Consider the following 18,836-nt stretch of genomic DNA (forward strand, 5'->3'; position numbering starts at 1 on the left):
CGTGCGGCGCCCCCGAGACGCCCGCAGGTCCCTCGCCGCGCTGCTCGCCGCGCTGGCGGCGCTAGCGGCCGCGGGCTGCGGGTACGGCTTCTCCCACGCCTACCGCGCGCGCGGCGGCGCGGAGCGCGTGCACGTGCGCGCGTTCCAGAACCTGTCGAGCGATCCGGAGCTGGGCGCCGCGCTCACCGCGGCGCTGCGCGAGGAGCTGGCGCGGCGCGGGGCGTCGGCCGGCCCGGACGCGCCGGTGGCCATCGAGGGCGAGGTGGGCGCGGGCGAGGGCCTGCCCTCGTCCGTCACCGGCTCGACCTTCCACGTGGTGCTGACCGCGCGCGCGCGCCTCGTCTCCGAGGGGAAGGTGGTCGGCTCGCTCTCGGTCCGCCGGGAGGGCGATCACCTGGGCGGCGCGGATCCGCTCGAGACCGAGGGCCGGCGCGCGCTCGAGCTGCGCCGCCTGGCGGCGGACGCGGCGCGCGAGATCCTCGAGGCGTTCGAGGACCGGGACGCGCGCGCCCCGGCCGCGCAGGGCGCGGCGGGGCGCTGACGTCCGGGCGGGGAGGGGGGCTACTTCGCGGCGGCGGCCGGCTTCGCCGCGGCCTTCGCCAGGCGCGAGATCTTCCGCGAGGCGGCGTTCTTGTGCAGCACGCCCTTCGAGGCGGCCTTGCCGATGGTCTTCTCGGCGGACTTCAGCGCGGCCTGCGTGGCGGCCGCATCGCCCTTCGCGATCGCCTCCCGCAGCTTCTTCACTGCGGACTTCACGCCGGTGCGGACCTGGACGTTGCGGGCCCGGCGCTTCTGCGCCTGGCGGTTGCGCTTCTCGGCCGATGCGGTGTTCGCCAAGTGACTTCTCCGTCGGGTTGAATAAGAGGGCGCGCTTCTATCGCCCATCGCGAGCCGCGTCAAGGGGTTATGAGCCCGGTGCGGTCCGGCGGACCCGCGCGCCCTCGCGCACGGTGCCCCGCCGGCGCCCACGGCGCGCGGCCGTGCGCGGCACGTGCTCGGCGCGCCCTAGAGCGGAGCGGCCTCGCCGCGCACGCCCCCCGGCGGGCCTTGTGGCTCAAGGGTTCCCGCGCCCCGTGCCTCGGAGGGCCGCGCGGCGCACGGCTCCGAATCCGGGGTGGGTCGCGGAGTTATCCACCGGCGGGGGCGGGGAGACGTGGAGTGCGGGGGGGCGCCGGCCGCGATGTGGACATCTCGGGGGAAGGGGAAGGTGAGCACGCCGAATTCACTGAGGAATTTCGGTGCTGCGGAACGCGGCGCCACGTGCCGATCGGGTGAATTCCCTGCGTCGAGGCGTCCTGCCCACAGACTTATCCACCATCTTTCCCCAAACCCGGTGGAGAACCTGCCGATGGGGCGGTGCCGGGCGATTTCGCTTGACGCTCGAGCTCCTTCGCCTCGTCCCAGAGCGCGTCCATCTCCGCCAGCGTGGCACTCCCGTGGGGCACCCCGCGACGCGCCAGCTCGCGCTCGACGTGCTCGAACCGCGCGATGAAGCGGGCCACGCTGCCCCGGAGCGCCTCCTCGGGCGGGATCCCGAGCTTGCGGGCGTAGTTCGCGAGCGCGAACAGCGCGTCGCCCAGCTCGTGCTCGATGGCCGCGCCGTCGCCGCCGGCGACCGCCTCGTCCAGCTCGGCGAGCTCCTCGCGCACCTTCTCCCGCGCGCCGGCCGCGTCGGGCCAGTCGAACCCGATGCGGCTCGCCTTCTCGGTGAGCCGGTCGGCCCGCGCCAGCGCCGGCATCTCGCGCGGCACGCCCTCCAGCACGCTGTGCCCGGCGCCCTTCGCCCTCTTCTCCTCGCGCTTCAGCGCCGCCCACTGCCGCAGCACGCCCTCGGCGTCCTTCACCTGCGCGTCGCCGAACACGTGCGGGTGGCGCGAGACCAGCTTGTCGGAGATGGCGTTCGCCACGTCGGCGAACTCGAACGCGCCCTCCTCGCGGCGGAGCTGCGCCTGGAAGACGATCTGCAGCAGCAGGTCGCCCAGCTCCTCGCGGTGCTCGCGGACGTCGCCCGCGTCGATGGCCTCCAGGACCTCGTACGTCTCCTCCAGCACGTACGGGCGCAGCGTGTGGAGCGTCTGCTCGCGGTCCCAGGGGCAGCCCCCCGGGGCGCGCAGGCGCTCCATGATGGAGAGCAGGCGATCGATGGCCTCGGCGGCGCGCGACATGGTTCGTCTTCTTAGCGCGGGACCGGGCGTGCTAGCATCCCGTTCTCGCGTGTCCACCCGCGGTGCCGCCCTCCCGATCCTCCTCGCCGTGCTGGCCGCGATGGCCGCGGCCGCGCCGGCGCGCGTCCGCGCGCAGGTGGCCGCGCCGCGGATGGTCGAGGACGGCGACGAGGCCGCGCCCGAGCCGCAGCCGCCCGCGCAGGCGCCCGCCGCGCCGGCGCCCGCACCTGCGCCCACGTCCGCCGCCGCGGTGCGCGAGGCCGCCCCTCCCGTCCGCGAGGCCGCGCCCGCGGCGGACGCCGCGCCGCCCGACGGCGCGCCCGGGACGGCCCCCGCCGCCGCCCCCTCCGCGCCCGCGCCGGCCGCCGCGTCGCCCGCGCTGGCCCGGCCCATCGCGCCGGTCCGCGCGACCTGGGACGGCCTGCTCGCGGCCTGGTCCGACCGGCGGGGCGCGCTCCGCGAGGCCGACCCGGCGCGCGCCGACGCCGCGCAGCGGGCGCTGCTCGCCGCCCAGCGCGATCTCGCCATCGAGAACCTGGTCCCCATGGCCGTGGCCGAGGTGCGAGAGTCGCGCCGCGCGCTCGCCGCGAACCTGCCGGCCGAGGCGCTGGCGCGCGCCGAGGCCGCCAGCGCCCTCGCGCCCGACCTGCCCGACGGCCACCTCGCCCGCGCCCGCGCGCTGTTCGCCCGCGAGCCCGGCCGGCCCGGCCCGGTGCTGGCCGCGCTCGGCGACGCGCTCTCGGCCGCCGCCCGCGAGCCGCACACCGCGCGCGCGTTCCAGGGCGACCTGTTCGCCGCGGCGTTCGCCGCCGTGCTCGCCGCCGCCGCCGCGGTGGTGCTGGTGCTGCTCGCCCGGTCCCTCCGGCTGTTCCTGCACGACTTCCACCACCTGCCCCTGCTGCGCGGCTCGGCGCCGGTGCAGACCGGCTTCCTGGCCCTGGTGCTGCTCGCCATGCCCCTGGCGTTCGGGCTCGGGACCGCGGCGGTGCTGGCGGCCGCGGCGCTGGTGGCCTGGCCGTACCTCGCGAACCGCGAGCGGCTGGTGGTGACCGCCGCGCTCGGCGCGGTGCTCGCCATGCCCTGGGCCGCCGGCGAGGTGGCGCGGCTCACCGCCTGGACCGGGAGCGTGGCCGAGCGCGTCCACGAGCTCGAGCACGGCGCGGTGAGCGACGCGGAGGCGGCCCGGCTGGAGGCGTGGGCGCCGGAGTCGCCCGCGCCCGGGCCGGTGCTGGCCGCGCTGGGCCGGCACGCCAAGCGGCGCGGCGACCTCGACCGCGCCCTGCGCCTGTACCGCGAGGCCGCCGCGGCCGACCCGCGCGCGCCGGAGCTCTCGGTGAACGTCGGCAACGTGCTGTTCCTGCAGGGCGACCTGGACGGCGCGAAGGCCGCCTACCTCGCCGCGCAGGACCAGGCCGGCGGCGACCTGGTGGTGCTGGGCGCCGCGCACTACGGCCTCTCCAAGCTCTACCTGCGCACCTCCGAGATGGACAAGAGCGCGGCCGCGCGCGACAAGGCCGAGCACGAGGCCGGCGAGTACCTCCGGCGCCACGGGTCGGACGACGACTTCACCGCCAACCACTACCTCGTGGACGTCCCGGTCCCGCCGGCGCGCATCGCGGCGCTCGCCACCAGCGACGGGACGCCGGAGGCGGTGCGGCGCTGGGTCCGCGCCCGGCTGATGGGCGCGCTGCCGGCCGAGGCCTGGCCGTGGGGCGGCGCGGGGTTCCTCGCGGCGCTCTGGGCGTACGCCCTCGTGCTCCGCCGGCTCGGTCCGTCCCGCGCCTGCGCCCGCTGCGGGCGGCCGGCCTGCCGGCGCTGCGACGGCGGCGAGGGCGAGGAGTGCGGCCAGTGCGTGAACGTGTTCGCGCGCAAGGGCGTGGTGGACGCGCGCGACCGGCTGCGGAAGGAGGCGCAGGTCCGCCGCCACGAGCGGCTGGCGCGGCTCGTCACCCGCGCGCTCTCGGTGGCGGGCGCGGGCGCGGCGCAGGTCCTCGCCGGCGCCCCGGTGCGCGGCGCGCTCCTGCTCGCGGCGGTCCTCTTCCCGCTGTTCGTCGTCGGCCTCTGGCGCGGGATCATGCCGCCGCCGTACCCCTCGCCCTACGTGCTCGCGGGCAAGCTCGCCGTGGCCGTCCCCCTGGGCGTGCTCGCCTGGGCGCTCGCGCTGCGCGACGCGTTCCGCCGGACCCGGAGCTGACCGATGGCGCTCACCGGCACGCTCAAGGACTTCGGGATCGCGGAGATCCTCCAGCTCATCGGGCAGCAGGCCAAGAGCGGCGTGCTGCACCTCGAGTCGCGCGACGACGAGATCCACATCGCGCTCGCCGACGGCAACGTGGTCCGGGCCGAGTCGGCCGGGCGCAAGGCGCGCGAGCGGCTCGGCAACATGCTGGTGCGCGCCGAGGTGATCTCCAAGGAGGAGCTGGAGCAGGCGCTGGAGGTCCAGAAGCGCACGCTCCGGCGCCTGGGCGACATCCTGGTGGAGCTGGGCTTCGTCTCGCAGCAGGACCTGCGCGAGATGACGGCGCTGCAGACCACCGAGACCGTCTACCAGCTCTTCCGCTGGAAGAGCGGGACGTACGCGTTCGAGCCGGGCGAGGTGGAGTGGGACCGCGAGACCGTCTCGCCGCTCCGCGCCGAGTCGGTGCTGATGGAGGGCTTCCGCCGGGTGGACGAGTGGCCGATGATCCGCAAGCGGATCCCGTCCACCGCCATGACGTTCGAGCGCCGCCGGGCGCTCGACCCGGACGCGCCCGCCGCGCCGAAGCGGGGCGGCGACGACGTGGACGACGCGTTCGACGCGCTCGGCGAGGAGCCCACCGAGCGCCGCGGCGAGTTCGCCTCGCTCGGCGCGAACGAGCGGCGGGTGTTCGCGCTCGCGATCCCGGGGCGCACGGTCGAGCGGCTCGTGGACCTCTCGCGCCTGGGCGAGTTCGAGACCTGCAAGGCGCTCACGAACCTGCTCAACCTCGGCTACCTCGAGGCGGTCGCCCCGGCCAGCCGGGCCAAGGCGGCGGTCGGCGCGTACGCGCAGGACTGGCAGGCGCGGCTCCGGGCCGGCGCGCTGAGCGTGCTGGCGACGGTCGCGATCGCCGCGGCGCTGGCGGGGATCGCGTACTGGGTGGACGAGCGCGGCCTGGCGTGGGGCGAGCCGCCCGGCGCGGCGCGCGTGCGGGACAACGCCGCGGAGCGGTTCCTCGCGCGCTACCAGCTCGAGCGGCTGCGCGGCGCGCTCGAGGTGTACCGCCTCGAGAAGGGCGAGTACCCGGCGGCGCTCGGCGCGCTGGTGGAGGCGGGGCTGGTGGACGCGCGCGACCTGCGCCACCCCTGGGCCGAGCCCTACCACTACCGGCGCACGCAGGAGGGGCGCTTCGTGCTCCTGCCTCCGGTGGAGTAGGGCCGCGCCCATCCTCCCCTGCCGCGCGCCCGGGCGTAGATTATGAGTGCCCCGGCGGGGCGACCGCCGTCCGGACGGACGGCGGCTACGGACAACGCAAGGAGCGTCCTTGGGTCAAAGCGCGGCGGAACCCCTCAAGACGGCCAGGCTCGAGTTTCCCGACAACGACAAGGTCCGCGCCCTGTGCGGCGCGCACAACGAGCACCTCAAGCTCGTGGAGCGCCGGCTCGGGGTCCAGCTCGGGCTGCGCGGCGGCCAGGTGGTCATCGCCGCGCCCGAGGAGGCGCGGGTGCGCCTCGCCGAGTCGCTGGTGAAGGAGCTCTACGAGCTCGTCGAGGCGGGGTACCCGCTGTACCTCGAGGACGTGGACCAGGCGACGAAGCTCGCCGGCCAGGGCGTGCCGCTGAAGGAGATCTTCGGCGACACGGTGTTCGTTTCCTCGCGGCACCGCATCATCACGCCCAAGGGGCTGGCGCAGAAGCGGTACATCCAGGCCATCCGCGACGACGACATCGTGTTCGGCGTGGGGCCCGCCGGCACCGGCAAGACGTACCTCGCCATGGCGATGGCGGTGGCGTACCTGGTCGAGCGGCGGGTGAAGCGGATCGTGCTGACGCGCCCCGCGGTCGAGGCGGGCGAGCGGCTCGGGTTCCTGCCCGGCGACATCGCCGAGAAGGTGAACCCGTACCTGCGCCCGCTGCACGACGCGCTCTTCGACATGGTGGACTACGAGAAGGCGACCGCCTTCATCGAGCGCGGCACCGTGGAGGTGGCGCCGCTCGCGTTCATGCGCGGCCGCACGCTCAACGACGCGTTCATCATCCTCGACGAGGCCCAGAACACCACCGCCGAGCAGATGAAGATGTTCCTGACGCGGCTCGGCTACGGCTCGAAGGCGGTCGTCACCGGCGACGTGACGCAGGTGGACCTGCCGAGCGGCCGCGGGTCGGGCCTGATCGAGGTGCAAAAGGTCCTCCGCGGCGTCGAGGGCGTCGCGTTCTGCATGTTCTCCGAGGTGGACGTGGTCCGGCACCCGCTGGTCCAGGAGGTGGTCCGGGCCTATGACGCCTTCGAGGCCGAGCGGCGCGCCCGCACCGAGGCCGCCCGGACGGAGAAGGGCCGGCAGGGCGGGGGGGCGGGCCCGGAGACCGGCGAGCCCGGCGCGGAAGGGTAGCCCCGGAAGCGTCCCACCACCGATGGGCGGAGGGGCGGCACCTCGCCGCGTGTTCAGGGGGAAGCCCCGGTTCTCCGTTGCGCTCCTCCCACCCCGGTGCGACTCTCGCACGCCGTGTCCGGTCCCCCCTCTGACACACCCGCCGCCGGCGGCCCGCCCGCGGCCGACCGCGTCGACTGGCCCGGCCGGCTGATGCGCGCGCTGCTCGTGGCCGCCGTCGCCGCCGCGGCCGGGTGGCTGCTCGCCCCCTCGGCTGCGCACCGGCTGCCCGGCCCCGAGGCCCTCGGCACGCCCGCGCCGGCGACGATCAAGGCCGATCGCGACTACGACATCGTGGACGAGGAGGCGACCGCCCGGCGCCGCGCCGAGGCGGCCGCGGCGGAGCGCCCGGTCTACCACCAGGACGCGGGGGCCGCCGACGAGGCGGTCGCTCGCGTCCACGCCGCGTTCGAGCTGATGCGGGACGAGGAGCGGGCGCTGCGCGATGACGGCCGCGGCGCCCGGGAGGCGGCGGCCCTGGAGCGGCGCTACGCCGCGCAGCGCGACGCGTTCGTGTCGCGGCTCCAGGTCCTGGTGCGCGACGGCGACCTGGCCGCCCTCGGCACGACCCGGTTCTCCGAGGCGGCGGAGCGCCAGCTCGCGGACCTGGCGCGCGGCGCGCTCGCCGGGATGGTCATCGAGGACCGCAAGCTCCTCCCTGCCGCGCCGGACGCCGGCTTCGTGGTCCGCACGCTCCGCGGCGGGCGTCCGGAGGGCGAGCAGGCGTTCGCCGACGCCGCCCAGGTCCGCGACGTGGCCGAGGCGCGCGAGGAGCTCGCCCGCACGGCGGCCGCGCGGCTGGAGAAGGAGCCCGCGGCGGTGCGCGCGGCGCTGGCGCGCACCGCCGAGGCGATGGTGCGCCCGACGCTGGTCTACGATCAGGCCGAGACCGAGCGGCGGCGCTACGACGCGGCCGCCCGGGTGAAGCCGGTCGCCATCCCGGTGAAGCGCGGCGAGAAGATCATCGGGGACGGCGAGCGGATCGAGAAGCGCCACCTGCTCGTGTTCGACGGCATCCGCGCGCAGCGCAAGGGCGAGGACCTGGGCAGCGTCCGCGTGGGCGGCGCGGCGGTGGTGGCGCTGCTGGTGTCGCTGCTCTGGCGCTTCGCGCGCCGGAACGTGGCGCGCTTCCGGCCGGCGCGCCGCGACGCGCTGCTGCTGTCGTTGCTCTACCTGGGCTCGCTGGCGGCGGGCTTCCTCGGCTTCGCGGTGATGGACGCGCTCCACGAGCGCTTCCCGTACGTCCCCGCGGTCGCGCTGCAGTACCTGGTGCCGTTCGCGGCGGGCGCGATGATCGTCCGGCAGGTGCTGGCGGCCGAGACCGCGCTCCTGTTCGCGCTGGCCATGGGCCTCGCGGCCGGGCTGCTCGCCGGCCAGTCGCTCGCCTACGCGCTGTTCGCGACGCTCACCTCGGTCGCGGCGGCGGGCCTGGTGCGCAACAACCGCGACCGCGCCGGGCTGTTCCGCGCCGGCCTGGGGGTGGGGCTGGTCGGCGCCGCGGTGGTCGCGGCGCTCGGGCTCTACGCCGGCCGCGCCGGCGCCGAGGTGCTGCTCTCGGCCGTCGGGGCGCTGGTCGGCGGCGCGGTGCTGCTGCCGATCGCGGTGGTGGGGCTGCTGCCGGTGGTGGAGGGCGTGTTCGGCTACGTCACCGACGTGAAGCTGCTCGAGCTCGCCAACCTGAACCACCCGGCGCTGAAGGAGCTCATCGTCCAGTCGCCCGGCACCTACCACCACTCGATCCTGATGGGCTCGCTGGTGGAGGCGGGCGCGCAGGCCATCGGCGCGAACCCGCTGCTGGCGCGGGTGTGCGCCTACTACCACGACCTCGGGAAGATCCGGAACCCGCTCTACTTCGCCGAGAACCAGCGCGGCGGCGAGAACCGGCACGACGCGCTGGCGCCCTCCATGAGCGCGCTCATCGTGAAGCGCCACGTGACCGACGGCCTGGAGCTGGCGCGCCACTGGCGCCTGCCGCGGGTGGTCCAGGACGCGATCGCGCAGCACCACGGGACGCGCCACGTCGGGTACTTCTGGGGCAAGGCGCAGCGCCTGGCGGAGGAGGGTGGGGGCCGCGCCGCGCCGCTCGACGAGGCCCTGTTCCGCTACCCCGGCCCGAAGCCGCAGACGCGCGAGGCGGCGCTCGTGATGATCGCCGACGCGTGCGAGGCCTCGGCGCGGGCGCTGGAGGACCCCACCGCGGACTCGCTGCGCGCGCTGGTGGGCAAGCGCATCAACGAGGTGTTCGGGGAAGGGCAGCTCGACGAGTGCGCGCTGACGCTGCGCGACCTGAACGCCATCTCCGGCGCGATGGTGCGGGCGCTGGAGGCCATCTACCACACGCGCCCCGAGTACCCGGACCGGCGCCGCGACGAGGGACCGGCGGTGCACCTGGTGGCCAAGCCGTGATCGTCCGCCTGACCTCCGAGCACCCCGGCGGTGCCCGCGCCGCCCGACGGCTCCGGGCGCGCGCCGCCGCGTTCCTGGCCGCCCTGGGGCGTGAGGACGCCGAGCTCTCCATCCTGCTCGTGACCGATCGGCGCATCCGCACGCTCAACCGGGAGTGGCGCGAGAAGGACCAGGCCACCGACGTGCTGTCGTTCCCGATATCGGAGCCGCCGGGCGCTGGGGCGCTGCTGGGCGACGTGGTAATCTCGCTCGACACCGCCGCGCGGAGGGCGCGGTCCGACGGTCGGCGGGTGGGCGCCGAGCTGGACCGCTACCTCGCGCACGGGATCCTGCACCTGCTCGGCTACGACCACGAGCGGCCCGCGGACGCCCGGGCGATGGCGGAGAAGGAAGCGGAGCTCGCGCGGGCGGAGGGGCTCGTCGGGGCGGCGCTCCGTGAAGGCCGGCGCCAGGGGCGCGCCGGCGAGGCAAAGGACCGATGGACCCGTTCGCCGACATCGATCTCGACTCCGAGTCGGTCTGGCTCGACGGCGCGTGGTTCACGCGCGAGGACCTCGCGCGGCGGATCAAGGACATGATCGAGGCGGGCGACTTCCGCGTGTCGCGGCCCAGCCAGGCGCTGGAGCGGCTGGAGGCGGCGCTCGCCCAGGCGCGGGTGGTGCCGGTCCGCATGCCGGCAGACCTCGCCGAGGCCATGACCGCCACCGCGTCGCGGCTCGGGCGGCCGGTCGGCCACCTGGTGCGCGAGGCGGTCGCGTACTACCTCGCCGCCGCCGAGGCGTACGGCGCCGCGCAGGCGCAGCAGGCGGAGGCGCCGGACGGCCCGGAGGGCGGGCCCGGCGGGAAGGTCCGCTGACCGGGCGCCGCCGGCCCGCCGACGCCAGGATCCCCGGTGCGCCGCGGCCCCCGCCGCCGCAGGAACGCTCGATGAAGCGCCTCTCCCCCTACCTCCTCGCGATCGCCTCCGGGCTCGCGCTCGCGCTGGCGCTGCCGCTGGTGGTGCCGTTCCTCTCGATCCGGGAGGTGGACCCCGCCGGCCGGCTGGAGCTCGTCGCCTGGGTGGCGCTCGTGCCCGCGTTCGTGGCGCTGCGGCGCGCGCGCGGCGCGTGGCAGGCGGCCCGCCTCGGCCTGGCGGCCGGCCTCGCCTACTTCTTCGCGGCCATCTACTGGGTCTCGCACGCGATGACCGCGTTCGGCGGCCTCTCGCTCGCGTTCTCGGTGTTCGCCCTGTCGCTGCTGGTGCTGTACATGGCGGCGCACTGGGCCGGCGCGTTCGCGGTGGCGCAGCGCGTCCGCGCGCGGCTGGGCTGGCCGGCGTGGGCGGTGCTCCCGCCGGTGTGGGTCGCGTTCGAGCTGTCCCGCAACTACCTGTTCTCCGGGTTCCCCTGGGCGAACGTGGGCTACACGCAGGCGCGCACGCCGGCGGTGGCGCAGCTCGCGGCGGCGACGGGCGTGTACGGGATCGCGGCGCTGGTGGTGCTGGTGAACGCGGTGCTGGCCGAGGCGCTCGAGGCCCGGCGCGAGCGGCGGCCGCTCCCGCGGCGGGCGCTGGCCGGGACCGCGGCGCTGGTCGCGGCGGTGGTGGCGGGCGGCGCGCTGCGCGTGCGCGCCGTGCGCGCCGAGGCCGCCGCGGCGCCGTCGATCACGGTGGGCGTGGTGCAGCCGAACGTGGACCAGTCGGTGAAGAACGCGGCGCGCAACCACCGCGAGCAGATCCTGGCGCGCCTGGTGCCGCCCACGGTGGAGGCGGACCGCGCCGGCGCCGACCTGGTGGCGTGGCCGGAGGCGGCCTACCCGCTGTACGTGGCGCCCGACATCCGGAGCTTCGCGACGCCCGCCGCCGGGCTGCCGCCGCTCGAGCGCGCGCACGTGCTGCTCGGGGCCACCACGGTGGAGTGGACCCGCGGCGCGGGCGGCGAGCGCGTGCCGCGCGTCGGGAACGCGCAGTTCATGGTCTCCCCCGGGCGGCAGGTGCTCGGGAAGTACCTGAAGCACCACCTGGTGCCGTTCGGCGAGTACGTGCCGCTGCAGCGCTGGCTGCCGTTCATCGGGCACCTGGTGCCGAGCCTGGCGCCCATCGAGCCGGGGCGCGAGCTCGCGGTGCTCGAGTTCCCGCTGGCCGGCGCGCCGGCCGCCGGGCCCGCGCTCGCCTCGGCCGTCCCCGGCGCCTCCCCGGCCGCGGCCCCGGAGGCTGCGCCCGCGCCCGCCGGGCCGGTCCGCGTCGCGCCCATGATCTGCTACGACGCGATCTTCCCGGAGATCAACGTGGCCTTCGCGCGCCGCGACCCGGAGCCGGAGCTGCTGGTGAACCCCACCAACGACGCCTGGTACGGCTACTCGTCCGGCCCGTACCAGTTCCTCTCCATCGTGCGGATGCGCGCCATCGAGGCGCGGCGCGCGGTGGTCCGGCCCGCCTACGCCGGCGTCTCGGCGGTGATCCTGCCCACCGGCGAGCTGGCGCCGGGCGCGCTGGACGTGGGCCCGGTGGATCCCGAGCTGGCGCCGGACCCGGAGGAGCCCGCGCGCCTGCTGCTCGCCCGCGTCCCGCGGTTGCGGGGGCGCACGCTCTCTACACTACAGTCGGCGACCTCTTCGCCTGGGCCAGCGCGCTCCTCGCCGCCGCCGCCCTGGCGGCCACCCACCCCGCGCTCGCCCGCCGCGTGCGCCGGGGGGGCCGGGACGGCCGGAGCGCCGCCGCGTAGCGAAGGAACCCGGAGGACCCGAGCCATGGCTTCCCCCACCGCCGAGCGCATCGCCGAGCTCACCCGCCGCCTGGAGGCGCTCCGGGGGTCGCTTTGACGTCGAGCGGAAGGAGCTGAGGGTCGCGGAGATCTCCAAGCTCTCCGAGGACCCGGCGTTCTGGACCGACAACGTCAAGGCCCAGGCGCTGCTCAAGGAGAAGGCCCAGCTCGAGCAGGTGACCCAGGCCTGCGCCGCGGTTCGCCGCGCGCTCGACGACGCCCAGGCGCTGAACGAGCTCGCCGAGGAGGCGCGCGACGAGGCCACCCGCGCCGAGGCGGCCCAGGCCGCCGAGGCGGTGGGCCGCCAGCTGGAGGGGCTCGAGCTGCAGAAGATGCTCTCCGGCCCGCACGACGCGGCCGGCGCGATCGTCGAGGTGAAGAGCGGCGCGGGCGGCGTGGAGGCGATGGACTGGGCCGCCATGCTGTACCGGATGTACGTGCGCTACTGCGAGCGGCGCGGCTGGGAGGTCGAGCCGGCCGACCTGGTCGCGGGCGAGGAGGCCGGGATCAGCTCCGCCTCGTTCATCGTGCGCGGCGATCACCCGTACGGCTGGCTCAAGGCGGAGCGCGGCGTGCATCGGCTGGTGCGCATCAGCCCGTTCGACCAGAACGCGCGCCGCCAGACCAGCTTCGCGGCGGTGGACGTGACCCCGGAGATCGAGGACGACATCGTCATCGACATCAAGGAGGCCGACGTCCGCATCGACACCTACCGCTCCTCCGGCGCCGGCGGGCAGAAGGTGAACAAGACCGACTCGGCCGTGCGCATGACGCACCTGCCCACCGGCATCGTGGTGGCGGTGCAGAACGAGCGCAGCCAGCAGAAGAACCGCAGCGTGGCCTGGAAGATCCTGCGCGCCAAGCTCTACGACCTCGAGGAGAAGAAGCGCGCGGCCGCGCGCGACGCCGCCGAGGCGCTGAAGAAGGACATCGACTTCGGCTCGCAGATCCGCAGCTACGTGCTGCAGCCCTACCAGATGGTGAAGGACCTGCGCACCGGGGTGGAGACGGGCAAGGTGGACGACGTCCTGGACGGCGACCTCGACCCGTTCATCCAGCCCTACCTGATGGGCGTGCGGCGCACCGACCGCGCCGTGGACGAGTGACCCCGGCCCGGCGCCGCTAGCGCGGCGTGTAGACGATGGGCTGGCGCGCGAGCGTGAAGCGGTCGATCGCGTCCACCGCCCAGCCCGGCAGCCCGAGCAGCTTCACGCCGCAGCCGGACGGCTGCCGCCCGGTGGTGGCGCTCTTCTCGCGCACGAACGCGACCTCGCCCTCGAGGTCCAGCTTGCGGCCGTCGGCGAGGCCGAGCCGCACCTGCAGCCGGGTGCCGACCGCCGGGGGTAGCGCCGTGGCGATGAAGACGCCGCCGGAGTCCACCCGGCGGGTCGCGCCCACGTAGAAGTTGTGCTCCGAGACGAGGCTCACGTTCACCTCGACGCGGGTGACGGTGGCGCGCGCCTTCGGCTCGTCCACCAGCTCCTCGTCGATGAGGGCCATCAGGTCCACGGAGGGCGGGCGCGGCCGCGCCGGCGGCGGATCGGGGATGAGCACCGAGGCGGACGCGCGCAGCACGTCGGCCGGCGTCGCCCCCGGGGGCGGCGCGGCCGGCGCCGGCAGGGGCGGGTGCGGCGGGGGCGGGGGCGGGGGCGGGGCGCTGCCCGGCAGCCGCTCCATCACCACGAGCGGGCGCGAGAGCACCTCGGCGCGCGCCAGGGCGCGCTCCGCGCCGGCCACCGCGGCGAGCGGCTCCACGATCTCGCGCGACGGCGCGACCATCACCACCCGCACGCCCACGCGCGCGGCGCTGGCGGCGGTGGTGAGCGCGGCGCCCCAGGTGCCGTCCGGCACCGCGGGGAGCAGCAGCACCACCGTGTGCGGGGCGGCGGCGCGCACGAACGCCTCGAGCTCCCCGGGGCCGGGGAGGCAGTAGACCGCGTGCCCCGCACGCTCGAGGTGCAGGTGCAGCGCGATGGAGACGTCGGCGTCCGAGCCCACCACCAGAACGCGCGACGCCGCTGGGGCGCCGGCGGCGATCACGCGGGACGGCCTCCCGTCTCCATCATGATCCGCCGCTCCAGGTCGGCGCGGTGGGTCGCGTTCGCCAGCGCGGTGTCGAGGCCGATGCGCTTCGCCTCGTGCAGGCGGTACAGGTACTGGTCGAAGCTGTGCATCCCCAGGTCGGCGCCGGCGGTGTCCATGTACGTGCGCAGCTCGTTGATCTTGGAGCCGTCGCGGATCAGCTCGCGCACGCTGGTGGTGGCGAGCAGCGACTCGACCGCGGGGATGAGCCCGGTGGCGTCGGCGCGCATGAGCAGCCGGAGCGCGATGACCGCCTGCAGGTTGTCGGCGAGCCGCGCCCGGACGCTGTCCTGCTCGTCGGCCGGGAACAGGCCCACGATGCGCCCGACCGCGCGGGGCACGTCGGGCGTGTGCAGCGAGGTGATGACCAGGTGTCCCGTCTCCGCCGCCTTGAGGCAGATGTCGGCCGCCTCGCGGTCGCGCAGCTCGCCCACCATGATGATGTCCGGGTCCTGCCGGAGGGCGGCCCGCAGCGCGTCGCTGTAGCTGGCGGTGTCCGAGCCCACCTCGCGCTGGATCACCAGCCCCTTGCCGCCCGCGAAGATGAACTCGATCGGATCCTCGACCGTGATGACGTGCAGCCGCTCCTGCTGGATGATGGTGTTGATGATGCTGGCGATGGTGGTGGACTTGCCGTTCCCGGTGGCGCCGGTCACGCAGATGAGCCCGCGGCGCGCCTCGGCGATGGTGCGGATGACGGGCGGCAGGTTGAGCGTGTCGAAGTCCGGGATCTGGAACGGGATGGTGCGCATCACCGCGCCCCAGCTGCCGCGCTGCTTGAAGATGGACGCGCGGAAGCGGGACACCCCGGGCAGCGAGTAGCTGCGGTCCACCTCGCGGAAGTCGAGCGGCGTGAACCCGGAGCCCGGGGCCTGGAGGACGAAGTTCGCGATCGCCTCCGTGTCCGCGTGCGTGAGCGGCGGGTACTTCGCCGCCAGCAGCTCCCCGAACACCCGGTAGGTGGGCGGATAGCCCACCTCGAAGTGCACGTCGCTCGCCTGGCGCTTCACGGCGAGCTGCAGGAACGAGTGGAACAGCTCCTCGCTGAGCGGACCCTGTCCTTCCATAAGACGGCGAGTCTAGCGTCAACCGGTGGGCGCGGCCAGCAAGCTCGCTGGCCGCGCCCCGGGTCGCTCAGCGGACGGTGCCGTCGGCCCGGCCCTTCCGGCCGGCGCGGTTCGCCTGGATGGTCACCGACCCGGCCCGGAGCCCGGTCACCACGCCGCCCCGGGAGACGGTCGCGATGGACTTGGCGCTGGAGCTCCAGACGCTCTGCCGCGTGACGTCGAGGGTGCTGCCGTCGCTGAACGTGCCGGTGGCGGTCAGCTGCGCGGTCCCGCCCACCCCCACGTCGAACGGGGACGGCGTCACCGCCACCGAGACGAGCCGGGCCGAGCCCACCGTCAGCGTCGCCTCGCCGGTCACGCCGCCCAGCCCCGCCGTGATCCGGGTGGTCCCGGGCGCCACGCCGGTCGCGGTGCCCGCGCCGGTCCCGGTGGCCACCACGGTCGCGATGGCCGGATCGGCGCTGATCCAGACGGCGCTCCCCGTCAGGTCGTGGGTCGAGCCGTCGCTGTAGGTGCCGGTCGCCCGGAACCGGACCTGGTAGCCCGCGGGCACCGACGCCGTGCCGGGCGTCACCGCGATGGCCTGGAGCACCGCCGCGCGGACCGTCACCGCCGCCGACGCGGTCCGGCCGAACAGGGTCGCGCTGACGGTCGCGTCGCCGGCGGAGAGCGCGCTGACGAGCCCCTCGCTGCCGGGCGCGTTGGAGGCGGCGGCCACCGCCGCGTCGGAGGACACCCACGCGACCTGCGCCGTCAGGTCCTGGGTCGAGCCGTCGGAGAACGTGCCGGTGGCGGAGAGCGCGCCGGAGAGCCCGACCGGCAGGTCGAGCGCGGCCGGGGACACCGCGAGGCCGGTGAGCTCGGCCGCGGTGACCGTCACCGCCCCCGAGCTGGTCAGGCCGCCGAAGGCCGCCGTGATCGTGGCGGTGCCCTCGGCCGCCCCGGTGGCCACCACGCCCTCCGGGCCGGGCGCCGAGAGCGTCACCTCGGGCCCGCTGGCGGCCCAGGCCGCCTGCGCGGTGAGGTCCGCGGAGGTGCCGTCGGAGTACGTGGCCACCACGGTGAACGCCGTCGAGGTGCCGCGGGCCAGGGTGGCGGCGCCCGGGTACAGGTCGAGCGCCTCGAGCGTGGCGGCGGTCACGCTGACGGTGGTCGCGCCGCTCACGCCGTCCAGCGTGGCCGAGACGGCCGCGTCCCCGGGCGCGAGCGGGTGCACCAGGCCGGGCGAGGGGACCGCGGCGGTCGCCGGGGCCGCGCTCTCCCAGGCCGCCTCCGCGGTCACGTCGCGCGCGCTGCCGTCGGAGAACAGCCCGGTCGCGGCGAGCTGCAGGTCGGCGCCGAGCGGCAGGCTCGGGAACGGCGGGGTGACGACGATCGACTGGAGGACGGCCGAGGTCACCGTCACCTCGGCCGCGCCGCGCAGCCCGGACCAGCGCGCGCCCACGGTCGCCGCGCCGGGCGCGACGCCGGTGACCTCGCCCGCGGTCACCGCGGCGGTGGCCGGCGCCGAGGACTCCCAGGCGGCGGCGGCGGTGACGTCGCGCTTCGAGCCGTCGGAGTAGGTGGCGATGGCGGTGAGCCGCTCGGTGAAGCCGGCCGCGAGCGTGGTGGCCGCCGGCGACACCGAGATCGACCTCGGGACCGGCGCGCCGCCGGCCGGATCCTGCGGCGCGGGCGCGCGGACGTGCCGCCGCCGGACGAGCAGGCCGCGAGCGCCGCGGCGGCGATCGCGAGCGTGGCGAGGCGCGCGGCGTGCGCGCGCCGGAAGGCGGACTTCGGCTGCATGGATCCCCCGATCCTCGAGCCAGGCTGCCCGGGTCCCCCGACCCGGCGCGGCGAGGCTGCAGGGGATGCTGCCAGGGGTGCGGGCGCCCGGCCACCCGCGCGACCGCGCGACGCGCGATCGCGGCACGCACCAAGGCGGCAGGGGTGCAGGTGCGCGACCGCCGCGGCGCGGGCGGCGCCCGCCGCCGATCAGGCCGGCACGCCGGCCGCCCGGAGCACGTGCGCCACGAACTCGTCCTCGGGGACGGCGCCGACGAACTCCTCGACGTCGTTCACGATCGTCTTGGGCACGCCCATCACCTGGTACCGCGCCGCGAGGTCGGGGAACTCCTGGGCCTCGATGGCGTCGGCGACGACGTGGGCGCTCTCCACCGCGATGGCATGGGCCAGACCGGCCGCCTGGGGACAGTACGGTCAAGTGGGCGTGAAGAACACCTTGATGTGGACGGGGCGTGAAATCCGGGCGAGCGCCTCCCGCGAGGCGGGCGACAGCCCGGACTCGCCGCGCGAGACGTCGATGATGCCGTTGACGAGGTTCGGGAACTCGTGGCCGGCTGGCGCGCCGAGGTAGCGCACGCGCCCGCGCGCCGCGCCGGAGAGGAGGGTGAGCGGGCCGGCCTCGTCGGGCGCCAGCCCGAGCGCCTCGCGCTGCTCGGGGGTGGGCAGGTCCAGGTACTCGAAGGCGAGCTTCGGCGAGAGCGCCGCCACCTCCTCCAGCAGCTGGCGGATCTGCGGGGTGAGGTCCCGCGCCGGCGGCGCGAGGGCGCTCGGACCGACGAGCGTCAGCTTGACGTCGCCCTGCAGCGCGCCCTCCAGCTCCTTGCGGATCTGCTCGGCGTCGTCCTTCCCGATGAGCCCCATGTCACCTCCGCGCGGCCTCCGGGCCGCGAGCGTCGTTACCTAGCGCCGGGCCGCCGCCGGCGCACGCGCCCGGGCGCTCGGCGGTGGTCCGCGCCGGGTGCCGGACCTAGCTTGCACATCGTGCACGTCGCCATCGTCTCGACTCCGTTCGTGGCGGTGCCGCCCCCGGGCTACGGCGGGACCGAGCTGGTGGTGGACGCGCTGGCCCGCGCGCTGGTGCGGGCCGGCCACCGCGTGGCCGTGTTCGCGACCGGCGACTCCCGCGCGCCCGGGCTCCGCGCGACCTTCGAGGCGCCGGTCTGGCCGCCCGAGCCCTATGCCGGGCTGCTCCACTGCCGCGACGCCGCGGCGGAGATCGCCCGCGGCGGCTTCGACGTGGTGCACGCGCACCTCCCGGCCATGCTCGCGTTCACCGGCGCGCTGCCCGCGCCGGTGGTCTACACCGTGCACCACGCGCCCGATGCGGCGCTCACGCGGTTCTACGCGCGCGTGCCGGCGGTGCTGCGCGTCGCGATATCGCGGCGCCAGGCCGAGCTGTCGTCCCCGCCCGCGCACCGGGTGATCCACCACGGCCTCGACCCGGACCTCTACCCGGACGCGGGGGAGGGCGACGGCGGCGGCGGCGCGTTCTTCCTGGGCCGGCTGGCCTGGTGCAAGGCGCCCGAGCTGGCGGTGGAGGCGGCGCGGCGGGCCGGCCTGCGCATCGACGTGGCCGGTGACCTGCACGAGGGCGACGCGCACCCCGAGGGATGGGACGACGAGGTGCTCGCGCCGGCCCTGGCCGCGCCGCACGTCGCCTGGACGCGGCGCGCCGGCCTCGCCGAGAAGCGCCGCCTGCTCGCCCGCGCCCGCGCGCTGCTCGTGCCGCTGCGCTGGGAGGAGCCGTTCGGGCTGGTGATGATCGAGGCGCTGCTGGCGGGCTGCCCCGTGATCGCGTTCCCGCTGGGCGCCGCGCCGGAGATCGTGGTGGACGGGGCCGACGGGTTCCTGGTGCGCACCGCGGCGGAGATGGCGGCGGCGCTCCGGCGCGCGGCGGGGCTCGACCGGCGGGCCATCCAGCGGCGCGCGCGCGAGCGGTTCTCGGCGGACCGGATGGCGGCGGACTACGTCGCGGCGTACCGG

14 protein-coding genes and 2 pseudogenes are annotated in these 18,836 nt (G+C 76.2%); 10 read left to right on the plus strand and 6 right to left on the minus strand.

What is annotated here, in order from left to right; all coding sequences use genetic code 11:
• Nucleotide 1 precedes the first annotated feature (1 nt).
• Entirely contained in the window at nucleotides 2-541 is a 540-nt protein-coding gene (gene lptE / locus ACOQFB_RS06975) for an LPS assembly lipoprotein LptE (protein WP_421610642.1), read from the plus strand.
• A gap of 20 nt (nucleotides 542-561) precedes the next feature.
• Here the strand turns inward: lptE and rpsT are convergent, their stop codons facing one another.
• Together rpsT and mazG are read right to left on the minus strand one after the other, a co-directional pair.
• Entirely contained in the window at nucleotides 562-837 is a 276-nt protein-coding gene (rpsT, locus tag ACOQFB_RS06980) for a 30S ribosomal protein S20 (protein ID WP_059439042.1), read from the minus strand.
• Nucleotides 838-1,307: 470 nt separating this feature from the next.
• Nucleotides 1,308-2,165: a nucleoside triphosphate pyrophosphohydrolase gene (gene mazG / locus ACOQFB_RS06985; protein WP_059439043.1), complete on the minus strand. Its 858-nt coding sequence runs from the start codon at nucleotides 2,163-2,165 to the stop codon at nucleotides 1,308-1,310.
• Nucleotides 2,166-2,214: 49 nt separating this feature from the next.
• Here mazG and ACOQFB_RS06990 point away from each other — a divergent pair, with 49 nt between their 5' ends.
• The 8 genes and pseudogenes from ACOQFB_RS06990 (at nucleotide 2,215) to prfB (ending at nucleotide 13,025) form a co-directional block, all read left to right on the plus strand.
• A complete protein-coding gene (locus ACOQFB_RS06990; RefSeq protein ID WP_494492514.1) occupies nucleotides 2,215-4,359 on the plus strand; it encodes a tetratricopeptide repeat protein in 2,145 nt (714 codons plus the stop codon).
• Nucleotides 4,360-4,362: 3 nt separating this feature from the next.
• Entirely contained in the window at nucleotides 4,363-5,559 is a 1,197-nt protein-coding gene (locus ACOQFB_RS06995) for a DUF4388 domain-containing protein (RefSeq protein ID WP_059437784.1), read from the plus strand.
• A gap of 109 nt (nucleotides 5,560-5,668) precedes the next feature.
• Nucleotides 5,669-6,733 (plus strand): PhoH family protein, encoded by a 1,065-nt coding sequence (locus ACOQFB_RS07000; protein ID WP_059437785.1) that lies wholly within the window; start codon nucleotides 5,669-5,671, stop codon nucleotides 6,731-6,733.
• Between the two features lie 192 nt (nucleotides 6,734-6,925).
• A complete protein-coding gene (locus tag ACOQFB_RS07005; protein ID WP_237757931.1) occupies nucleotides 6,926-9,178 on the plus strand; it encodes an HD family phosphohydrolase in 2,253 nt (750 codons plus the stop codon).
• A complete protein-coding gene (gene ybeY, locus ACOQFB_RS07010) occupies nucleotides 9,175-9,756 on the plus strand; it encodes an rRNA maturation RNase YbeY (RefSeq protein ID WP_059437787.1) in 582 nt (193 codons plus the stop codon). Before ACOQFB_RS07005 ends, ybeY begins: the two co-directional genes overlap by 4 nt.
• Nucleotides 9,657-10,034, plus strand: coding sequence for a hypothetical protein (locus ACOQFB_RS07015; RefSeq protein WP_041453549.1), 378 nt, complete (start codon nucleotides 9,657-9,659; stop codon nucleotides 10,032-10,034). Before ybeY ends, ACOQFB_RS07015 begins: the two co-directional genes overlap by 100 nt.
• A 71-nt stretch (nucleotides 10,035-10,105) precedes the next feature.
• Nucleotides 10,106-11,584 (plus strand): annotated as a pseudogene (gene lnt, locus ACOQFB_RS07020) (apolipoprotein N-acyltransferase); the annotation flags it as partial.
• Nucleotides 11,585-11,905: 321 nt separating this feature from the next.
• Nucleotides 11,906-13,025, plus strand: a protein-coding gene (gene prfB, locus ACOQFB_RS07025; RefSeq protein ID WP_237757932.1) for a peptide chain release factor 2 whose coding sequence is annotated in 2 segments (ribosomal slippage) — nucleotides 11,906-11,974 and nucleotides 11,976-13,025 — 1,119 coding nt in all. Because the reading frame shifts where the segments join, the coding sequence is not laid out codon by codon here.
• A 16-nt stretch (nucleotides 13,026-13,041) separates the two neighbouring features.
• Here the strand turns inward: prfB and ACOQFB_RS07030 are convergent.
• From ACOQFB_RS07030 to pdo, 4 genes are all read right to left on the minus strand, one after another.
• Complete coding sequence (locus ACOQFB_RS07030; protein WP_421610916.1) at nucleotides 13,042-13,959, minus strand: PilZ domain-containing protein; 918 nt, start codon at nucleotides 13,957-13,959, stop codon at nucleotides 13,042-13,044.
• Nucleotides 13,956-15,068: a type IV pilus twitching motility protein PilT gene (locus ACOQFB_RS07035; RefSeq protein WP_059437791.1), complete on the minus strand. Its 1,113-nt coding sequence runs from the start codon at nucleotides 15,066-15,068 to the stop codon at nucleotides 13,956-13,958. Before ACOQFB_RS07035 ends, ACOQFB_RS07030 begins: the two co-directional genes overlap by 4 nt.
• A 67-nt stretch (nucleotides 15,069-15,135) precedes the next feature.
• Nucleotides 15,136-16,692 (minus strand): Ig-like domain-containing protein, encoded by a 1,557-nt coding sequence (locus tag ACOQFB_RS07040; RefSeq protein WP_494492515.1) that lies wholly within the window; start codon nucleotides 16,690-16,692, stop codon nucleotides 15,136-15,138.
• Nucleotides 16,693-17,042: 350 nt separating this feature from the next.
• Nucleotides 17,043-17,714, minus strand: coding sequence for a protein disulfide oxidoreductase (gene pdo / locus ACOQFB_RS07045; protein WP_082100229.1), 672 nt, complete (start codon nucleotides 17,712-17,714; stop codon nucleotides 17,043-17,045).
• Nucleotides 17,715-17,930: 216 nt separating this feature from the next.
• Here pdo and ACOQFB_RS07050 point away from each other — a divergent pair.
• Nucleotides 17,931-18,683: pseudogene (locus ACOQFB_RS07050) on the plus strand (glycosyltransferase); the annotation flags it as partial.
• Nucleotides 18,684-18,836: the final 153 nt, after the last annotated feature.

Origin of the sequence: Anaeromyxobacter sp. Red801 (assembly GCF_049201065.2) — a bacterium.
Classification (GTDB): Bacteria; Myxococcota; Myxococcia; order Myxococcales; family Anaeromyxobacteraceae; genus Anaeromyxobacter.